The sequence below is a fragment of the Pseudanabaena sp. PCC 7367 genome, from assembly GCF_000317065.1.
Lineage (GTDB): Bacteria > Cyanobacteriota > Cyanobacteriia > Pseudanabaenales > Pseudanabaenaceae > Thalassoporum > Thalassoporum mexicanum.
Map to the genome: position 1 here is coordinate 460,980 of NC_019701.1, position 19,846 is coordinate 480,825.

18 protein-coding genes and 1 riboswitch are annotated in these 19,846 nt (G+C 45.3%); of the genes, 10 read left to right on the forward strand and 8 right to left on the reverse strand.

Annotated features, from left to right (window positions below):
- Positions 1 to 95 precede the first annotated feature (95 nt).
- From mltA to PSE7367_RS01775, 3 genes are all read right to left on the reverse strand, one after another.
- Positions 96 to 1,424 carry a murein transglycosylase A gene (gene mltA, locus PSE7367_RS01765; protein ID WP_015163644.1) on the reverse strand — a complete coding sequence of 443 codons (1,329 nt, stop codon included), beginning with the start codon at positions 1,422 to 1,424 and terminating at the stop codon, positions 96 to 98.
- 343 nt (positions 1,425 to 1,767) lie between these two features.
- Entirely contained in the window at positions 1,768 to 2,508 is a 741-nt protein-coding gene (locus PSE7367_RS01770) for a TIGR04282 family arsenosugar biosynthesis glycosyltransferase (RefSeq protein ID WP_015163645.1), read from the reverse strand.
- 42 nt (positions 2,509 to 2,550) lie between these two features.
- A complete protein-coding gene (locus PSE7367_RS01775; protein WP_071881363.1) occupies positions 2,551 to 3,216 on the reverse strand; it encodes a glycosyltransferase in 666 nt (221 codons plus the stop codon).
- Positions 3,217 to 3,355: 139 nt separating this feature from the next.
- On the opposite strand from PSE7367_RS01775, the gene PSE7367_RS01780 reads away from it, so the two are divergent.
- Complete coding sequence (locus PSE7367_RS01780; protein WP_015163647.1) at positions 3,356 to 3,649, forward strand: hypothetical protein; 294 nt, start codon at positions 3,356 to 3,358, stop codon at positions 3,647 to 3,649.
- 66 nt (positions 3,650 to 3,715) lie between these two features.
- Positions 3,716 to 4,210, forward strand: coding sequence for an OsmC family protein (locus PSE7367_RS01785; RefSeq protein WP_015163648.1), 495 nt, complete (start codon positions 3,716 to 3,718; stop codon positions 4,208 to 4,210).
- A gap of 60 nt (positions 4,211 to 4,270) precedes the next feature.
- On the opposite strand, the gene PSE7367_RS01790 is transcribed toward PSE7367_RS01785, so the two are convergent.
- Both PSE7367_RS01790 and PSE7367_RS01795 read right to left on the reverse strand, forming a co-directional pair.
- Positions 4,271 to 5,341: a YihY/virulence factor BrkB family protein gene (locus PSE7367_RS01790; protein WP_015163649.1), complete on the reverse strand. Its 1,071-nt coding sequence runs from the start codon at positions 5,339 to 5,341 to the stop codon at positions 4,271 to 4,273.
- An 833-nt stretch (positions 5,342 to 6,174) separates the two neighbouring features.
- Entirely contained in the window at positions 6,175 to 7,290 is a 1,116-nt protein-coding gene (locus PSE7367_RS01795) for an LCP family protein (protein WP_015163650.1), read from the reverse strand.
- Positions 7,291 to 7,648: 358 nt separating this feature from the next.
- Here PSE7367_RS01795 and PSE7367_RS01800 point away from each other — a divergent pair, with 358 nt between their 5' ends.
- From PSE7367_RS01800 to fabG, 4 genes are read left to right on the forward strand one after another with little or no spacing between them, the layout of a single operon-like run.
- Positions 7,649 to 8,602, forward strand: coding sequence for a sugar phosphate nucleotidyltransferase (locus PSE7367_RS01800; protein WP_015163651.1), 954 nt, complete (start codon positions 7,649 to 7,651; stop codon positions 8,600 to 8,602).
- A gap of 16 nt (positions 8,603 to 8,618) precedes the next feature.
- Positions 8,619 to 9,083, forward strand: a complete 465-nt coding sequence (locus PSE7367_RS01805; protein ID WP_041698290.1) for a hypothetical protein — start codon at positions 8,619 to 8,621, stop codon at positions 9,081 to 9,083.
- Positions 9,067 to 9,498, forward strand: coding sequence for a hypothetical protein (locus PSE7367_RS01810; protein WP_015163653.1), 432 nt, complete (start codon positions 9,067 to 9,069; stop codon positions 9,496 to 9,498). Before PSE7367_RS01805 ends, PSE7367_RS01810 begins: the two co-directional genes overlap by 17 nt.
- Positions 9,499 to 9,522: 24 nt before the next feature.
- Positions 9,523 to 10,266 carry a 3-oxoacyl-[acyl-carrier-protein] reductase gene (fabG, locus tag PSE7367_RS01815; protein WP_015163654.1) on the forward strand — a complete coding sequence of 248 codons (744 nt, stop codon included), beginning with the start codon at positions 9,523 to 9,525 and terminating at the stop codon, positions 10,264 to 10,266.
- A 48-nt stretch (positions 10,267 to 10,314) separates the two neighbouring features.
- Here the strand turns inward: fabG and PSE7367_RS01820 are convergent, their stop codons facing one another.
- Positions 10,315 to 11,295 (reverse strand): trypsin-like serine protease, encoded by a 981-nt coding sequence (locus PSE7367_RS01820; protein WP_041698291.1) that lies wholly within the window; start codon positions 11,293 to 11,295, stop codon positions 10,315 to 10,317.
- A 593-nt stretch (positions 11,296 to 11,888) separates the two neighbouring features.
- A riboswitch (adenosylcobalamin-variant (AdoCbl-variant) riboswitch) is annotated at positions 11,889 to 11,968 on the forward strand.
- 49 nt (positions 11,969 to 12,017) lie between these two features.
- Here PSE7367_RS01820 and PSE7367_RS01825 point away from each other — a divergent pair.
- The 4 genes from PSE7367_RS01825 (at position 12,018) to PSE7367_RS01840 (ending at position 17,004) form a co-directional block, all read left to right on the forward strand.
- Positions 12,018 to 13,244, forward strand: coding sequence for a sirohydrochlorin chelatase (locus PSE7367_RS01825; protein WP_015163656.1), 1,227 nt, complete (start codon positions 12,018 to 12,020; stop codon positions 13,242 to 13,244).
- A gap of 343 nt (positions 13,245 to 13,587) precedes the next feature.
- Positions 13,588 to 14,616 carry a pyruvate dehydrogenase (acetyl-transferring) E1 component subunit alpha gene (pdhA, locus tag PSE7367_RS01830; protein ID WP_015163657.1) on the forward strand — a complete coding sequence of 343 codons (1,029 nt, stop codon included), beginning with the start codon at positions 13,588 to 13,590 and terminating at the stop codon, positions 14,614 to 14,616.
- A gap of 491 nt (positions 14,617 to 15,107) precedes the next feature.
- Complete coding sequence (gene wbaP, locus PSE7367_RS01835) at positions 15,108 to 16,559, forward strand: undecaprenyl-phosphate galactose phosphotransferase WbaP (protein WP_015163658.1); 1,452 nt, start codon at positions 15,108 to 15,110, stop codon at positions 16,557 to 16,559.
- Positions 16,549 to 17,004 (forward strand): hypothetical protein, encoded by a 456-nt coding sequence (locus PSE7367_RS01840; RefSeq protein WP_051037834.1) that lies wholly within the window; start codon positions 16,549 to 16,551, stop codon positions 17,002 to 17,004. The genes wbaP and PSE7367_RS01840 overlap by 11 nt, the downstream gene beginning before the upstream one ends.
- A 214-nt stretch (positions 17,005 to 17,218) precedes the next feature.
- On the opposite strand, the gene PSE7367_RS01845 is transcribed toward PSE7367_RS01840, so the two are convergent.
- Positions 17,219 to 17,944 (reverse strand): potassium channel family protein, encoded by a 726-nt coding sequence (locus PSE7367_RS01845; protein ID WP_015163660.1) that lies wholly within the window; start codon positions 17,942 to 17,944, stop codon positions 17,219 to 17,221.
- 392 nt (positions 17,945 to 18,336) lie between these two features.
- Positions 18,337 to 19,695 (reverse strand): TrkH family potassium uptake protein, encoded by a 1,359-nt coding sequence (locus PSE7367_RS01850; RefSeq protein WP_015163661.1) that lies wholly within the window; start codon positions 19,693 to 19,695, stop codon positions 18,337 to 18,339.
- Positions 19,696 to 19,846 lie beyond the last annotated feature (151 nt).

Here is a 19,846-nt window from a genome sequence, read left to right on the forward strand (position 1 = left end):
TAATTAAAATTAAAACTTAGCCCAAACTGGGTACAGACGTAAACAGCAGATTTGCCAGGTTTTAGCTGTTCTTCTAGCGGGATTTGACCAAAGGCTTAATCCTTCAAGATCAAGTAATACAACTCACCGTCAGTATTCACCAGACCTGCTCGATCCTTAGCTAACGATCCCGTACCCATGAAAATATCAACCCGACCCGCACCCTTGATCGCACTACCTGTGTCCTGATCAAGCACTAGCCGCGACACTGGTTTAAATTCAAATTGATCCTCAAAGGCCACCGTGCTATCCACCCCAGGTACTTGCATCGGTAAATTAGTCCGCAGTAAGGCGATCGCCCCCGGTGGCATGATTGATTTATCGGTAGCGATCGATCGCTCCGCCGTGACTGGCACACCCAGGCTGCCAGTGGCAGGGCTACCGTTGGTGGCGCGGAAAAATACAAAACTCTGGTTCCGTTGCAAATAGGATTTGAGTTCTTGGGGATGAGCCGCAAAATAATTAATCAAAGCCTGAAGGGTCACATCCTCTAGCTTCATCTTGCCATCCTTAACCAGTTCCGCCCCCACCGAGGTGTATTTGTGGTTGGTTTTGCCAGCATAGCCCACACTCATCACGCTGCCATCGGGCAATTGCAATCGAGCTGAGCCTTGCACATGGATCAAAAAAGCCTGGAACCGATCGCTGAGCCAGGCCAATTCCTGCCCCTTGAGCAGATCGCCATTTTCCAGTTGAGCCCTGGTGGGGTGAGGACTGCGCCAGCTTCTAAAACCTGGTGGCAATGAATAAATGGGATATTTAAACACATTTGTGCGTACCCGACTGGCCGGATATACCGCTTCGTAATAGCCAGTAAAATGCACTGTGCCGCGTTGATCCAGACCCACAGACTTATAAAAATCATATTCCCTGGCGATCGCCACACTCAAAGCTTCGGCGGTGGGAACAGTTTGGACTAGTTGCTTGAGCCGCAGCAAACTTCGTTCTACTTGATTGCGGCTGATCCCAGCCACCGGATATTTTTGGGCAGCGCTGTTGGTGCGGATATAGCGCAGACTATGGTCGATCGATTGAATTAACTGTTGGCGATCTTGCATCACCAGATCATCCACAATCAGGGGCGCAAGCTGACTGGGATTGGCCAGTTTTACTTTAGCGACTCCGTGGTCTGATTCAATGATCTCGCCTTGGGGCTGTACCTGATTAGGATCAAAAACATCGGAGGTGGCTTTGGCTGGGAGATTAATGCTTAAGGCTCCTAGTGAAACCAGGCAGGTGATCGCCACTGAGAGCCAATTAGAGCCTGTTAATCTTTTAAATCCATAGGCAAATTGCGATCGCCGATCGCCCTGCTGTTTTGCGTTTAAATTCTGCAAATCCCTGATCCTAATATTCCTACTATTCCTCATGTCTTGATTATTCATCGTTGCTTACTAGTTGACCGCTTGACCAAATATTGAGCGCATATTAACAGAGCTAAACTAAAGAAGATGACTCCGATCGCTGTAAATAATCGCCGTAAATATATGCCAATCGGGATGGTTATAGTGGTTATCTCGATCAATGTTGCTGAGTCAAAGCGCCTTGGCTTGGGAGCAACAAGATAATGTACATAGTCCAACTCGATCGCTCAAGGTATCTTGTCCTTTCTTAGTTATCTTTCTTTAGCGTTGAAAGTTCCTGACGTTAGCAGCATTAGTTTTGTTCATGGTTATATTTGATGGTTATATTTGATCGTGATACTTAGCACTGCATTTAGCGATCGCCTCACTCATGTACCGAATCTAGATCAAGATTTAAATTTAGCTGCCGCTGACACCAATCCACCAACTCTACCTGCTCTGGCAAAAGGTCTATTTTGCGCATTTCCTGGCAAATGGTCAAGACATCGGCTTCGTGGTCAATGTCACCAATCGGGGGCAGTTTAATTACGATCATTGGTAGTAGTTGCCGCAAAAATACATTTGTGGTTTTGGCAGAGCTATAGGGCGTATTTACCCAGGCCGATGTGGGAATATTACTCTGACTACCAAACAGGGCATAGCCACCATCATGGGTGGGGCAAATCACACTTTTTTTAGCATTGATCCCAGTAGCAGCACTAACTAGTAACTGAGCCGTGAGTTGAGGTGAATCTGCACCAATTAAAATTACGCGCTGATGGTTTGCTCGCAAAGCCCGATAAACCCGATCCAAACGTTGACCCAGGTTCCCCGCGCCAGTATGTAGGCGTGAGAAATTCTGCCACAGCGGATGATCCAAGGCTTCGGCTTCGGCGATCGCCCAGTAGGGAATTATTTCGCTGGGTTGATTTTGGGTTTGTAGCTGTGCTTGCTTGGCTACGGCAGCGATCGCCCTGATGCACAATAAAAATAATTCCTCTGCTTTCTCTTGCCCCAAAGTAGCTGCTAATCGGGTTTTGACTGGGGATAGGCCAGGGGTTTTGACAAAGATCGCTAGGGCAGTAGGATTGTCTGTATCTCCGTAATCTAACTGAGCAATTTGCATATGTATCTTTGGTCTAGAGCCTGAGCAAGAAATTAAGCGATTTTATTCTAGCTTGTGCAGTTTGAGTTGGATTGCGATTAACTTTAGCCATTCTGGCATGGCCTGCCTCAGCCACAGGTATTGATATTTAAGCGTAATCTGCAGCCAGCCCCGATCGCGGTATTTCCTGGCACTGGTATAAAGCAGCGCATTGGTACATTTGAGCTGGATGCCCAACTGTCGCGATCGCCACCCAAATAAATGATCCTCGCCATAGGCAACGTCTTCAGGATAGCCGCCAATTTTGGTAAATAAGGCCTTGCTAATGCAAAAGCCCTGATCGCCGAAGGGCACACCGAGCCAGTGCGATCGCCAATTGGCTCCCCAGGCATTTAATTTAGTTAACTCTGGGCCATCGCCCCAAAAAGCCAGATTAAAATAATGCAATGCATCAGGAGCTTGTTGAATTGAATTGGCCAGGGCGATCGTAGTATTTTGATCAATGCGGCTGTCGGCATGGAGAAACCAGATATAATCATTGCTGGCCTTTGCTGCGCCAAGGTTTAGGCTTTTGGCGCGACTCCCTTCGGCAGAGATAATTATTTCTGCATTCAAAGATAATTTGTCAATATCCGTCAGCAGTGTTTCTAAAGCCTGCTCATTATTAGCTTTTGGGATCACAATGCTAATGTTTTCAAAACTGACGCGATCGCTTAGGTCTGTAAGCATAAGGAGAGCAACATTTAAACGTAGAACAAATACAAACGATTCGATCGATCGCATTTTGTCGTAAAACTTACTTATTAAAGCTTCACCATCCGAACCCCATCAGAAAAGCTAAAATCAAATAAAGCGGTAGGAAAATCAAATGTTTATGGAAGCCTTCGATCCAAATTCACCTCAATGGGCCGAGTCTGCCACCCACTCTAATAGTTTTCGTTGTCCCACCTGTAATAATGGCCCCGATCTGGCCGATGCAGTGTGGATCAATCGCCGATCGCCAGTTTATACCGAAAACCACCGCAAGAAATGGCAAGAGTTCTACCACTGTGAATGTGGTTGTGTCTGGTGGGCTTGGAGTAATGAGCGCCCTAAAACTGAGTATTCTGGTCGGGAGCCGATCGCCGAAGATGGTGGCCTGCCGCCTTCTAGCTTGTTTTAATTAATCAGTATTAATCAGTACACACAAATCGATCATCGATTGTAACTACTCACCATATAAGTATCCATGACAGCTAAGCATAACGAACATAACTATGCAGTGGAGGTAGATTGGATTGGCAATTTGGGACAGGGCACAGCCAACTACAAAGCCTATAGCCGTGAGCATGAAATTAAAGTAATTGGTAAACCAGTGATTTCTGGCTCTGCCGATCCTAGTTTCCGAGGCGATCGAGAGCTATATAGCCCCGAAGAGATGTTAGTTGCCTCGCTCTCAGCCTGTCATATGCTCTGGTATTTGCATTTGTGCGCCGATGCTGGGATTGTCGTGGTCGATTATCACGATCGCACCACTGGTTTAATGATTGAAGAAAAAGATGGCAGTGGCCATTTTCAGCAGGTGAGCTTGCAACCCCAGGTGAAAATCGCTAAGCCTGAAAATATTGCTAGGGCGATCGAGCTGCATGACCACGCTCATGCCAAGTGTTTTATTGCTAACTCAGTGAATTTTGCAGTTACTCATCAGCCCACCATTACTGCCCAATCAATTGAGCCAACCTAAGTAAAACCAGTTTTCAATAATCCTGTAGAGACTACTCAAGATTTTTGCGCCCATCTTTGCTTAGCTACCTGGTTCTTCATAGCTGTCTTCGATCTCGCCCAACTCATCTAAATTGTGGCTGAGATTAGCGATCGCCAGCGATCCCCAGCGCCAGGCGAACACCTTGGTAAACTCTGCCCCCAGGAATAAAATCTGAGCCGAATAATAAACCCAAACCAGCACCACCGCCAGCGATCCAGCCGCCCCATAAACGGAAGTAAAGCTGCTGTGTTGGATATATAAACTGAATAAAAACTTACCCAGTGTAAACAGAATTGAAGTAAGGGCTGCACCAATCCAAACATCACTCCACTTGATTTTGACATCAGGAATATATTTATAGGTGACGGCAAATAATAACGTTGCCAAGCCATAGGAAACCATGAAGTTAATTAATTCCAGACTTACTTCTAGCCACCACAGCGATTCACCAAAAATAGCATTTTCCACATAAAAACTAACTGTTCTCATCACTGCGTGGAGCGTGAGTGAAGCAATAATCACAAAGGACAGGCCAATTACAACCAAAAATGAATAGAACCTTTTGAGCAAAATTGAAGTAACCATGCCGCGACTCTTGGGAGTTACTTTCCAGATCGAGTTGAGCGAGTCTTGCAATTGGGCAAACATCCCCGTAGCAGCGATCACTAGCACCAGTAAACTGCTCAGTGCTGGCCTTGAGCCAGACAACATATTAGTTTGATTAGCATTTTTGAGCGCGGTTTCTACAAATTGGGCTCCCTTATTCCCCACCAATCCCTGGATATAGCCCACGATCTGTCCTTTGGCAGCCTCTTCGCCAAACAACGACCCGGCAATGGCGATCGCAATAATTAGCATTGGCGTAATCGAGAACATGGCATAGTAGGCCAGGGCAGCGGCTTTCTGAGCCGCTTTGTCCCGGTTCCATTCTGCACAAACTTCCCGCACCGCGATCCCACAGTTAGCGGCGATCGAAATCAAAATCCGCACTGGTGATAAATCAATCCCGGCCAGAATCTCTTGGATGCGCTTCCATTTGCGTACCACACCCTTGACAATGCGCTTACCAGGTTTGGGCTGAATTTTAAGTTTTCTGGCTGAAGGCTTCACAATACTCTTAGTCCAATGCGGTTTAAGTCTTCTAATTCTTTTAAGTTGTTAGGTTCAATTTAAATTTGCGTGCAAAGATTGTTGTAGGCAGAATCAGGAGTTAGTGATGTCAAGTTTTTTTAATATCTGCGGCTAATTGTCTAGAGATGCGATCGTAGCTATAGGCCACTCTTCACCCATATAGAAATCTAGAAACAATCACCTTAGTCGAGCGCAACTAACTAACTACCCAACTATTATTGGTGCAGCGATCGCGTTTATAGGGCTTGCTTGTGCCGATATTTCGATCGTCACGTTGGCCAAATATCTAGCTCGACTGCTAACCTGGGTTTGCGATTAGAAATGTTTAAGAGCCTCTGATATCTTTACCTAGTGCTTTTTAAAGCTAGCTATTATGCAAGTTTGGTCTTAATCAGCAATATTAATATTAGTAACTCAATGATCGATCCCTTCGCCAAAAAGATTGCTAGAAGTTTCACTAGTAATGATTAGGGTATATATATGCGGCACCTCCTGCAACTTTGGATAGCCCAATGCTTTGAAATAAGTGCTTTGAAATAAATACTTAAGTTGCTTTATAACTTGATATACGGGAAAGGCTACTTCAAGCGTAAGCCAAGCAGCTTAGCTCATAAACCAGGGGTTCGATCGCCAGGAGTTAAGCAATTTTGCAAAACCACCCTAAAACATAGACCAAATCTGATTTAGTCTGATTAAGTAATCTCATCATAGTCCTCTGCCTTCAATTAAACAAAAGCCCTGGGGCAGATAGAACAATGGGCCTACCTCGAAAAAGTGGGCAGAGCAACTAGTTCAATTAATCGACTACCAGCCTACTCTGCACCGATCGCAAACTTACCATCCACCGCCTCCGCCACATCATAACTATCCACCAACCAATAACTGGCGGAATAGGCATAAGGGTCACTCACCTGACCAGACAGGGTAGAGGTATTAACCTGATTGGACTCCAGATTTGAACTGAAGGCAGCGATCGCCAACATTTCATCCAGGCTCAAATTAGTATCAATATTGGCTTGAAGCGTTTCGATTAGACCTGGCAACCTAGTAAGAGTCAGGGGATTGCTGAGTTTTTGGCGGATCGCCCCTAATAAAATCTGTTGTCTGCGAATTCTGCCAATATCCCCCTCGTCATCACCGCGAAACCTCACAAAGCCTTCTGCCTGCTCGCCATTGAGGGTTTGAATCCCTGGGTGCAAATCAATGTATAAGCCCTGAGTCTGGTCCACATAATACATCCGTTGTGGCACCTCAACAGTCACCCCACCCAAAGCATTGACTACTTCTGGCAAAGCAGCGCGACTGATCCGCAAATAGCGATCGATCCTTACCCCGTCCAGGGTATTGCTCACGGTCGATTGCGCCAGATCAACTCCCCCATAAACATTGGCAGCATTGATTTTGTCCGTGCCCAATCCTTCCACCCAGGTGCGCGTATCACGGGGAATCGAGAGCATATTTAGTTGCTTGGATTGGGGGTCAAATCGAGCCAGCATAATCGTATCCGATCGGCCATTGAAAATTTCCTTTGAGCCAGGCGCAGCATCAGGAACCCGATCGATGCCCAGAATTAATACCTGATAGGGTGCGGTTAGTTTACGGCTGACCGCCTCGGCGATCACTTCCCTTAGCTCCCGTCCCTGCATCAGACCAACCCAATCAAAGGAGGTAATTGGCGCAAGACGACCAAGGGTGGCACCAGCAGCGATCGCGGCGGAAAGGGTGGCGGCAAAGAACATTTTGCCCAGAGGCAAGCTAAACGATCGGTGCTGAGACTTTGCTCCTGCGCCATTCGTAGTCTCAATCACGCCAAAATCTGTTTCCAATTCGCTGGCTCCAGAATCACCAGAATCAGGCGCTTGATTCTTTTTGGCGTATTTTTTGGCTACAACTGTTTCAATATCTGATTCAATGTCTGATTTGGTCACGTTTATTTGCCCTATTTTGCCAACCCACTTGAATATTTAATTAGATATTTAAAAACTTGATTTTCAAAAAACCTGTTTTTTTATCTGGTATCCAACAATATTTGCAAAAATCATTTAACAATCTTTAATACACTGAATACTACAGACCCAGGATAGAAGTATACAAGTAAGGAAGTTAAGCGTGGTTAGATTGCTAGCGAATAGCTTTTGAATCAGTGCCGATCGCATTGCCTAATATCCTTTAATATCCTTAGCTTCAAACTAACCTGACTCAACTAGACCAATAAAGCCCATTCACATCAATCCAACTAAAATCTAAGCAAACTCAAGCAAACTTTAGATATAGCGACTAAAAACTATGCAGGCTGTGATCATCGCTGGCGGTAAAGGTACTCGCCTCAGACCACTAACCTACGGCACTCCCAAGCCCATGCTGCCAATTTTCGACCAACCATTTTTAGCCTGGATGGTCGATCGCTGCTGCCAAGCGGGAGTTACCGATATTTTGATTAATGTCCGCTACCAAGCACATCAGGTCAGGGACTATTTTGGCAATGGTGAGCGCTTTGGGGTCAAAATTCGCTACGTTGAAGAATCAACGCCACTGGATACGGCGGGAGCGATGAAACTAGCTCAACCCTATTTTACGGGTGAATCCCTGCTGGTGTTCAACGCGGATATCCTGACTAACCTAGACCTAAAATCAATGATTAGGTTCCATAAAGATAGTAAAGCAGATGCGACGCTCGCACTCAAGCGCGTAGAAGATATCCGGCCGTTCGGCCTAGTGGAAATCGATCCAGACGATCGGGTGCTAGCTTTTCGGGAAAAGCCTGCGGCGGATCAGGCAGAAGTATTTTTAGCTAAGGGCATCAATACGATCAATGCGGGTACTTACATTCTGGAGCCTGAGATTTTCAATGATTATCCTGATGGTGAGCCCCTCAGCTTTGAACGGCAGGTTTTTCCTAATGTACTGGCGGCGGGTAAAAAAATGGTGGGTTATGCCTGGGATGGTTACTGGATGGACTTGGGTACTCCGCAAAAATATTACCAAGCCCATTTAGATATTCTGGCTGGGGCTATGCCCTATGCGATCGCAAATGCTACCAGCTCCAGCGCTGGGATTTGGATTGGTCAAGAAGCAGAGATCGATGCAGCGGCTAAGTTAGAAGCACCCTGTTATGTTGGCGATCGCGCTAGAATCACGGCTAATGCCCATGTGCCAGCGAATACGGTGGTGGGGGCTAATACCTTAGTCGATCGCGCCATTACACCTGGCATCTATGCGCCGGGATCGATGTTGATCTAACTAGACGAGGTATTTTGTGAAATTAGCATTATATCTAAGGTTTGCTTCTATAGGGCTGCTTGGCATTGGCGCTATTATACTCATATATAATGGAAAAATTGCTGAAGAAATGATCGCCCTAGGTCCTATTACAGTTCTTGCAACGAACCGCCAGTCTATTGATAAGGATGATATAAATAATACAGAGGCAGAATTGGCTCGGAGATTACAAAAACTAAGGGAAGAAATTATTTATAGTGAGCTGCTTGCTGATGTGAGTAAAAATTTGCTTCAAAAACTGGCTGCTCTAGAGGAAGAAAATACTGCCTTAAAAAGTGATTTTGAGCAAATGCCCCAGGCAGAATCATTGGCATCTTCCCAAAAGGAGCTTTCTACAGAAGAGCTACTGGCCATACTTGACGAGGATATTGACCCAAAACCAGAAGATTTGGCCAAAGAAGATAATAATGAGGGAGACGAAGAGGATGAATCAAGCAGATAAAGAAAAATTTTCTCCATCCTCTAAATCTACAGAGGGTTTTAAGTCTTTGTCTTTGCTGGAAAAGCGCATTGATATTGGACTTGCAGAAATCGTGAATATTAATAAGGAAGTTCTTGCCATAGCTAGCACTTATGGAGTAGATCCATATCCTCCTAAGCCCCAGAATGATGACCTTGAATCATCGGAAAAGGTGGTTGGGTTTTCTAAACCTCTTTCGTTATTAGATAACACAGAGAAGAGAAAAGCTAATTATGCTTTCTTTGCTGGGCTTATTTTGGCAGTAGCCACCTGTGGTTTGATCTATGCAGTCAATGTCATTAATGACAGAAATTCCACCACCACAAATATTATCGCCTTTGTAACTGGTATGTTTGGATTTGCGAGTGTTGAGCAATTTCGACGCGCATCTAGATGAATTTTAAGTATTTAGTTTACATAAATGAAGCTTTTAGAAAACAAAGTTGCCCTGATCACCGGAGCCTCACGGGGGATTGGTCGCGCCACCGCGATCGCCCTGGCCGAACAAGGCGCAAAAGTGGTGATTAACTATGCCCGTTCCAGTGCTGCCGCCGAGGAACTGGTTAAAGAGATTGAAAGCAGTGGTGGTGAAGCGATCGCCCTGCAAGCAGACGTTTCCCAAGCCGATCAAGTCGATGCCCTGGTCAAAGCGGCGATGGACAAATGGGGGCAGATCGATGTGCTGGTCAATAATGCTGGCATTACCAAAGATACGCTGCTGCTGCGGATGAAACCGGAAGACTGGCAGGCGGTAATTAACCTCAACCTAACTGGCGTATTTTTATGCACCAGGGCGATCGCAAAGATCATGCTCAAGCAGAAGTCTGGCCGGATTATTAATATTGCCTCCGTGGCTGGACAAATGGGCAATCCTGGTCAGGCTAACTACAGCGCCGCCAAGGCTGGCGTAATTGGTTTTACCAAAACTGTGGCCAAGGAGCTAGCGCCGCGTGGCATTACGGTCAATGCGGTGTCGCCGGGGTTTATTGCCACCGACATGACCGCCGATCTCAAAGCTGACAAGATCTTGGAATTTATTCCGTTGGGGCGCTATGGCGATCCCACCGAAGTAGCTGGCACAATTCGGTTTCTGGCTGCCGATCCAGCGGCTAGCTACATCACTGGCCAGGTGTTTAATGTGGATGGTGGCATGGTAATGGCCTAGACTATCTTCGAGATTCGCAAGCTTAGATTTTAAAGTTATAGTTGAACATTAAGGTTTAGGTAATGCTTTCACCACTTTGCCTAAACCTTTGATTACATCACTTTGCAGTACCAGTTTGAGGATGCGATCGCCCCCTAACAATATGCCCAGAGCAACTAAACCATGGGAGGCATGAAATTGAAATGGAACAGGTGTGGTTTCAATTCCGCTTACAGAAGTAATCCAAGCAGTGTGTAAGGAAACTCTAGTGTCTCCAAGAATTGTGCCATAACGTCCCGTGTCATTTGCGACAAATGAATGGATGCCAACCAAGCGCCACTGCCCTCCGAAGTTCATAAATGCGCCACCACCACTATCTCGATCGGCGATTGAATATTCCAAATTAGTAGGAGTGGGAACACTGAAAGGTGACAGGGAATTAGTATCCAGATTAGGACTATCAAAGTCAGCTAGAAGGATATTATTGTTTGGGTCTAGGGGATTTAAGCCCAATGCAATACCGTTGGGCATACCTGAATTGGTGCCAAACACATCGATCACATTAGTACCAGCTCGTTTCGTGCCTGGAGGGACATTTGGACCAGTTAAACCAGTACCCGATCTGCCATGACCTACAAAGGTGCCAATTTGTCCTAATTCGCTCCTGCCCGCATAGATCAATGCTGGGTTAACGCCCATAACATTACTATCGAGACGTACTAGCTGGATATCAAAGCCATTGGAAAAATCTCCTGTCCAATTGGGATGCAAGAATCTCTCACTTACTGTGTAGGAATTACCGCCGATATTAAATTGAGAAACGCCAATATTTAAACCAACGTGAGCCGCTGTTAGAACCCAGTCATCACCAATATAGATGCCATTAAAGGCACTCAACCTTCCCACAGAATCAAACTGAGGCTCGTTTGCCAGTTGAATATATGGATTTGCTGGGTCGTTGATCCCAGGGGCAACACGATCGTCACGAATTGTGCCAGCCCTTCCCGGTTCTGACAATGACAATGCAGCAGTGATGGTTAGCAATGCCAAGACAATATTATCGACCCATTTTGTTGAGCATAATTTTTTTATGTCAAAATCTCTATTTCTAGTTCTTATCACTGGAATTCCCCCTTTAATGCGCCCCTTGAATTGTTTAGGCTTGATTCACGGTCAAACATGACCATTTTGGGTCTATCACTACCTCAACCAACTCAATATTACCCAACTTGATAGTGACTTTGGCTGGATTTTGATGTTTTAAACCAAACACAGCGTGAATATATGGTGTTTAACTCGATCGCAATTGGATAGAAGCTTTCTGCTGGCCTGAGTTTTAATTGAGATCTTGAGATCTCTTTAAATTCTTTATTTTTGGCCTTGGTGGATTCCGTTATGCTCGATCGCAGGTCTAGTTAATGATAATTAAATCTTCAGGTGTTTTAGCAAGCAAGGCGTTGGCACAGTGGCCAAACTCGGCGATCAAAAGCGATCAAACTAGATAATTAATTAAGTAGATGAGGTTATAAAATCTCGTAGCGATCGCCTAGAATTCATTGGTCAAAGGATTTTCGCTCAAAAGATTTTTAAAATATGCTAAACCTAATAATCTAATCAATCTTTGCAAATCACAAACAGCATTGCGATCGGTAATCTTGGGGGAAAGTAGGGTGAAAGTCCTACGCTGTGCCGCAGCCGTTACAGCCGGAATGCCTCATGAATTCTACCTTTAGCCCTGTTTCCTGCGTAGCACATGGAAGGAGAAATAACACATGTCATCAATTACTGAAAACAACAACAATACGGCTAGCGCAGCAAATACAGCTAGCATCAAAAATCAAACTGCGATTCAAGCCAAAGCCCAAAATCACGATCGCCCCGATCAAGACTTTGAACCACCCGCAATCAAGTCTGCGTCCAACATTTCCCTTACCCCGCTGCCAGAATCGAAGCCGTTGCTCCTGATTGGTCATGGCACCAGGGATGAAAATGGGCGACAGACATTTTTAGACTTTGCTGCTGCCTATCAAGAATGCGATCGATCGCGCCCGGTGGTGCCCTGTTTTTTGGAGCTAACCGAACCAACGATTATGGCGGGGGTAGAGCAATGTATTGCCCAGGGCTATGATGACATGACTGCAATGCCGTTGTTATTATTCGCGGCTCGGCACAGCAAGTTTGATGTCACCGCCGAACTCGATCGCATTCAAGCTAAATACCCCCAGGTGAATTTTCGCTATGGTCGGCATTTGGGGATCACAGCCAATATGATTCAGCTCTGGCGCGATCGCTTGGCTCAGTTGGATTCCCTGGCAGCTAACCCCAGGCAAATCAGCCGCGAAGATACAGTTATTTTAGTGGTGGGGCGTGGTTCAAGCGATCCTGATGCCAATAGTGATGTGTGCAAGTTGGCACGGATTTTATGGGAAGGCAGTGGCTATAAAAACGTAGAGGTTTGCTTTATTGGTATCACCCATCCCCGTTTGGAAGAAGGCTTTCGCCGTGCAATGTTCTATGCCCCCAAGCGGATTATTGTCTTGCCCCACTTTTTGTTCACCGGCGCATTGATCAAAAAAATTGCCACGATCACCCAGCAGATGCGCGAGCAGTATATTTCTACTGATAATCCTTCTGAGGGCAGCCTATTAGAAATTACTGGTTTGGATGAAATTGGCATCGATCCCAAGTTATTTACAATGGTGCGCGATCGTGAAATTGAAGCTCAGCAAGGCCAGGTGCAGATGAATTGCCAGATGTGTAAATTCAGGATGGCGGCGATCGGTAGCTCTGGCAATGGGCACAGCCATGATCATCACTCCCATAATCATAACCACCATGATCACGGCCATAGTCACGACCATCACCCCGGCCACTCGCATCACCACCACGATCCCCAGGCTGGTCATAGTCACAATGCTGGTCACGATCATGGCATTGCCTGGCAGGATATTTACCAAGAGCCCGAAGCCTATCACGATCGCGCTTGGCAGGTGCCCTAAAAGATTAATTTCATTGTTTGTTGATTATGTTGCAAAGTGGCCGATGCTGGTAAGCTAATCTATTGAGGGGATCGCCAAATGTTGCGGTTTTCGTTTGACTAAGCTCATGGAAGGATATTAAGTAGATTAAATATCTTGCATATATCTTCGATATTGTAGCGATCGTTATGTTATGCCTTTTGCTAAGCAGGTCAGTCTACTGATGGGGAAACTGCAATGTAATTAATGCTTGCGATCGGTTATCTCTAATTCATTTGATACATTTTTGAAACATCGGATGCACTTGATGCCTATGATGTTTCTGGATTATTTCAATTTAACCAATTAACCTAAGAATCGACCAATGCTTCAAGATCAAGTTGCCACTTCTTCAACCAACGCCGCAGAAATCGATGCCCAGGAGGGTTTGAGAATTTATGAAGATATGGTGTTGGGGCGCACCTTTGAAGATAAGTGTGCCGAGATGTACTATCGCGGTCGGATGTTTGGCTTTGTCCATCTTTACAATGGCCAGGAAGCAGTTTCTTCGGGCGTAATTAAGTCTCTGCGGGATGATGATTATGTATGCAGTACCTACCGCGATCATGTTCATGGACTCAGTGCCGGGATTCCCGCCCGTGAGGTGATGGCAGAATTGTTTGGCAAAGCCACTGGCTGTAGCAAAGGACGTGGCGGCTCGATGCATATGTTCTCCGCCGAGCATAATTTCCTGGGGGGGTATGCATTTGTGGCAGAAGGAATCCCGGTTGCAGCGGGTGCGGCTTTTCAAACCAAGTATCGCCGCGAAGCACTAGGACAAACCGACGCCGACCAGGTAACTACCTGTTTCTTTGGTGATGGCGCGACTAATAATGGCCAGTTTTTTGAAACTATGAATATGGCGGCATTGTGGAAGTTGCCGATTATATTTGTAGTTGAGAATAATAACTGGGCGATCGGTATGGAGCATGTACGAGCTACCTCTGATACTGCAATCCACAAAAAAGCCGCTGTCTTTGGGATGCCCGGTTATGAAGTTGATGGCATGGATGTATTGGCTGTCCGCAAGCACGCCCAAACTGCGATCGCCAGAGCCAGAGCTGGTGAAGGCCCCACCTTGCTAGAATGCATGACCTATCGCTTCCGGGGACACTCGCTGGCCGATCCCGATGAACTGCGCCCTAAGGAAGAAAAAGACGAATGGTTCAGCCGCGATCCAATTAAGCTATTTTCGTCCTATTTGATTGAGCATGGCCTGAGCAACCAGGCAGACCTCAAGGCGATCGATAAGCGGATTCAAACCCTGGTCGAAGCAGCAGTTAAGTTTGGTGAAGAATCACCAGAACCAAGCCCCGATGAGTTATATCGCTTCCAGTTTGCCGAAGATGAGTAAAATTAGGGGTGAGTCAAGGTATGTAAGTTATTAAGTTAGATCGTATGACTGGTAGGGGATTAGCACGACTTGGGCAAGATCAAAACGGGGTGGCTAATGGCGATCGACTTAAAAAAACTCCCTAAAGCTGTTTGTCTAGTACCTGGATCACATCCGAGATTGAGATTGCATTAGATAATCGTGACAAGGCTAATAAAATAAAGATGGTAATCTGCTAGCATATTTTGCAATTGTAATCATGCATGGCGATCGATAATTTAATATACAAAATTCTCAGCCCTGGCTGAATTTAGGGTCTATTACTTTAATATATGAGTTTTTGAGCGCATTCTGTCTGAATATAGTCAAATATCAACTTAAAACTGCTTATTTGCCTAAATTTGGCTTATAGACATAGCTGCTAATGGGTAAGCTTTAAATATACTAATTTACTGAGTGAAGAGATTGTTCACTATGAATTCAGTAAAACCAAGTCAATAACCTTGCAAGTTATGGTTAATAAATCCGTCAGAGACGCAACGGTAGACAGGCCAAGCAGAGTATCGAGATCAAGTATTTCACCACCCCATCCCCGCCTCACTACTTCGGTAGTGCTATTAACTGATGTCATTTCCCTAATTCTCGGTTTTGAGTTAAGTGGCTCTGTAATTTGGCACTCGCCCCATACTCCCGTCGATACGGTACTCTATTTTGTGCTGTTCCCGCTCGCCTATGCATTTTCCGGTTTGTATCCCGGTGTTGGGATCAGACCGCATGAGGAACTCAAAAAACTCACGATCTCCACTACTTTGATCCATCTGGCGATCGCAGCATCGGCTTTTTTGTCCAAGAGTGCTAACGATCGATCACGGGGGGCATTAATAATTGCCTGGATATTGGCATTATTTTTAGTGCCATTGGGTCGAACGATCACCCGATCGCTCTTTGCTAAGCGCTCCTGGTGGGGCGTGCCAGTTTTGTTGTTGGGTGCCAAAGAAGAAGGACAGCTTCTGGCTAAGCGATTGATCGAACAGCCAGGAATGGGGTTTAAGCCCGTGGCGATTTTTGATGATAATCCCAATCCCCATGTTGGTTTGGCCACCCATTTACCGATTTATAGCCCATTGGCCGAAGCCCCCAAGCTAGCTCGCCAGATGCGGATTAAGCATGCAATTCTTTGTTTGCCTGAATCACACCCCCACAAAATGGCCGCGCTATTACAAAAACTAGACTCCACTTTCCCCTATGTGATCGTGGTGCCTGGCTTTTTTGATTCGATTAATATCTGGATTACGGCCAGGGATCTGGGGGGATTGATGGGGCTGGAGATCAAGCATAACTTGCTATTTGCTAGCTCCCAGGTTTGTAAGCGCAGTATTGACCTAATCCTGACGATCGCAGGTGGATTAACGATCTTGCCATTTTTGATTTTGATTGCCCTCTTGATCAAACTTGACTCACGGGGTTCGATTTTCTATGCCCAAGAGCGGATGGGGATTAATGGCTCGCGCTTCCAAGCCCTCAAATTCCGCAGTATGCATGAAAACGCCGAAGTCAAGCTTCAACAAATCTTGACCGAAGATCATGAACTGCGCCAGGAATATGAAGTTTTTCATAAGCTGCGCCATGATCCCAGAGTGACAAGATTAGGGCGTTTTTTACGCAAATATAGCCTCGATGAGTTGCCCCAAATCTGGAATGTGATTAAGGGTGATATGAGCCTGGTTGGCCCTAGAGCCTACATGCCCAGTGAGCTGGAGAAAATGAATAGTAGTGAAAATATGATTTTGCGAGTGCTACCTGGCATTACGGGATTGTGGCAGGTCAGGGGTAGAAATAATTTTAGTTTCCAGGAACGTTTGGATATTGACGTTTATTATGTACGCAACTGGTCATTATCACTGGATTTATATTTATTAGTTTCCACTATTCGAGTAGTGTTGATGGGGAAAGGTGCTTTCTAATCGATCGCAGCAAAAAATTCTCAGGCGCGGCATAGTGTTGATAATTATATTTACGATCGGTGTGATTTCCTTTTTGCGATTCGATCGCTGGATGGGAGCGGCCTCCACTTGCCCCACCTACTTGCTAAGTCGCCTGGCCAACACTGAAATTACGCTTCATCCCACCAAAGTGGTAATCGATCCCTGGCAAGGCCGCCATCGTGTCTATGGCATTTTTATGGTCACTCCGAGCCAGCTTAGTCGCCAAAATATCATCATCAATCTTGCCAGTGATGGTAAATATTGCGGCGGCATCTCCCATCCATCGGGCCAATTCGATGATGTGGTGGCTGCACCTGAACATTATGTAGTCAAGGGTTTTTTGCGTACCAGAACAACATTCTGGCTGATGGTGAAAGGTTTATCTAAAAAACTGCAAGACCCTGAAAATTGGCAATTAATCTAATATTACTAATATAATTTTGGCCTAAGTTCGATCGCGCTTTGGCGCCCCTAGCATGTGGTTACGGACGATCGACACTGACGCTCGATTTAGAACCCTATGGCAATCTTAGCGATTTGTGCGATCAAAACTAAAGTTAATGCCAAGATCCTTATTTGGCAAGATTTGGTCAGGATTACTGTTATTACCACTCATCTAGATATTTAGATATCTAGATCTAGATACAGACACTATTTTCAACCGGTAGCTTGCGGATATCGCTATTACTACCAATCACCACGATCGCCGTATTGCGTTGTAGTCTGTGGTAGGGGTCGGGATTGATTTCGTATTTATGGGTTTTAATGTCATCACTGACCGCTAGCACTGTAATTCCATATTTGGATCTTAGCTTCAGCTCCAGAATTGTTTTTTCATGGAACTCATCTGGCACCATGATTTCCACAATGCTGTTTTCTTGATCTAATTCAAACCGATCGAGGATGCCACGTTGGGTCAGCGATCGCGCCAAAGAGCAACCCATCTCCGATTCTGGATAGACAACCAAATCCGCGCCTACTTTTTTGAGCAAAGTGCCATGTACTTCCGATGAGGCTTTGGCTACTACATTATTCACGCCTGCTTCTTTGAGGTTGAGGGTGGTAATAATGCTTTGTTCTAGATAATTACCGATCGCCACAATTACCGTATCAAAATCAAAAATGCCCGCTTCTTTCAGCGCAAAGGGATCGGTTGAGTCCAGGCGCAAACAATGGGTCGCCATATCTGCTTTGAGCATTTGACATACCCGCGTTTCATTCTGGTCTACGGCTAGCACCTCTGCCCCCAACCGGAGCAGGGTTGAACTAACCGCACGACCAAAACGCCCCAAGCCAATTACGGCAAATTCTTGTCTGGTTTGGTTTTGAATGCTGCGGAAAAAATTTAGAGATGACAGTCCCACAGTTAATTAATTCCTCGCTAAAAAGTTGAATCTAAATATCTAAATAAAGTTGGCAAACCGATCGATCTAACTCAATGTATCAATAGATTGTGAATATTCTAAATTGCAGCGTTAAGTCAATACCTAGCTTTGCGATCGAGCGATAATTATTGATACTCACTATTTACCTGGTTTTCGAGCCCTGAAACCCTTAGTTTTTAATTTTGCTAACCAATCTACATAAAAATATTCAAAGCTGGTAATTAAGAATAATGGCACAACGTGCCTAGGGGCGATCGGCTCAATTCAATATTAGTTGTTGAGTTCGATATACCCTAATTGGTGGTTGAGCAAAATCCTTCATATTTTGATTATTTTTATTTTGCCAATTTGCTAGTTAATCCCAATCAATCCTAGCCAACCAGGAGAGTTTCCTCTGGATACTTAACCAGGCTGGGTTCTGGCTCAGCGATCAACGCCGCCATCAAAACCACAACACCAACGCGACCTATATACATAGTACCAACTAAAATTAAGCGGCCCAGGTCAGAAACTTCTGGAGTAATCCCCATTGACAAGCCAACGGTGGCAAAGGCGGAAACTGCTTCAAACAGAATGTGAATAAAACTGTAGCCACTTTTCGTAATCAGGTCTGCTTCAGTAATCGACAACAAGACTATGCTGATTACCAGCGTGAACATTGAGCCCACTGCTACGGCGATCGCCTTAAATACCAATACTGCTGGCACTTGGCGATTGAACAATAAAATGTCTTCCCTGCCCTGAAGTGCGCTGCGGGTGCAACCAAGTAACAAAAACATCGTCGTGGTTTTGATGCCGCCGCCAGTGCTACCAGGACATGCACCAATAAACATCAGCGCGATCGTGGTAAATAAACCAGTCATGGTCATAGCCCCAGTATCGATCGTATTAAAACCAGCGGTGCGACTAGTTACTGATTGAAACCAAGCCGCTAATGCTTGCTTTGGAAATGAGAGCGCTCCGAGGGTTTGATTATTAGTAAATTCGGTGAGGAAAAAAGCGAGCGTGCCGATTGCCAACAAAAATACCGTAGAGCTTACTGCTACTTTAAATTGCAAACTAAGTAAAATTGGTGCATTCGATCGCCTGAGTTTAATTTGCAGCCAATTATAAACCTCCATAATTACCTGATAACCAATCCCACCGACAATAATCAAGCCAGTTATGGTGAAGTTGACGATCGGCGAACCAGCATAATTGACCAAACTGCTACTAAATAAACTAAAGCCAGCATTATTAAATGCACTCACGCTATGAAAAATTGCCTGCCAAACATTAGTCAAAAATGGCAGATCGCTGCGATCGCGGCTAAAGGCATAGAGCAATAAAAATACGCCAGTTAGTTCCAACAGAAGCGTAGTAGAAATAATCGACTTGACCAATTGCACACCACCCTTAATGCCTGGGATATCGAGGGCATGTTGCAGGGCAATCCGATCCCTGAGGCTAAATCTGCGGCCTACTAACACCAGCAAAAAGGTGGTCGCAGTCATATAGCCCAGCCCACCAATTTGAAACAGCCCCAGTAAGATCAATTGCCCTAGCGGTGTGTAGTGCTGCCCCACATCAACTACCGACAAACCAGTTACGCATACGGCTGAAGTTGAGGTAAACAGGGCGATCAATGGCTCCCAATTGCCTTCCACATTGGCGATCGGCAATGATAACAAAATTGTGCCAAAAATAATTACAGCTAAAAAGCCTACACAGATAGTGCGAGCAGGCGTCACGATAACTCCTTGCGATAAAAATTAAATATAATTGCAAATTTAAGCTAGGCATTATTAATCATATCCGCAGTCTACCCATCTCTAACCGTTGAGGTTTGCACTATGACCAACCACAATTCAAGCTCAATCGAAATTTGGGTAATATTATCGG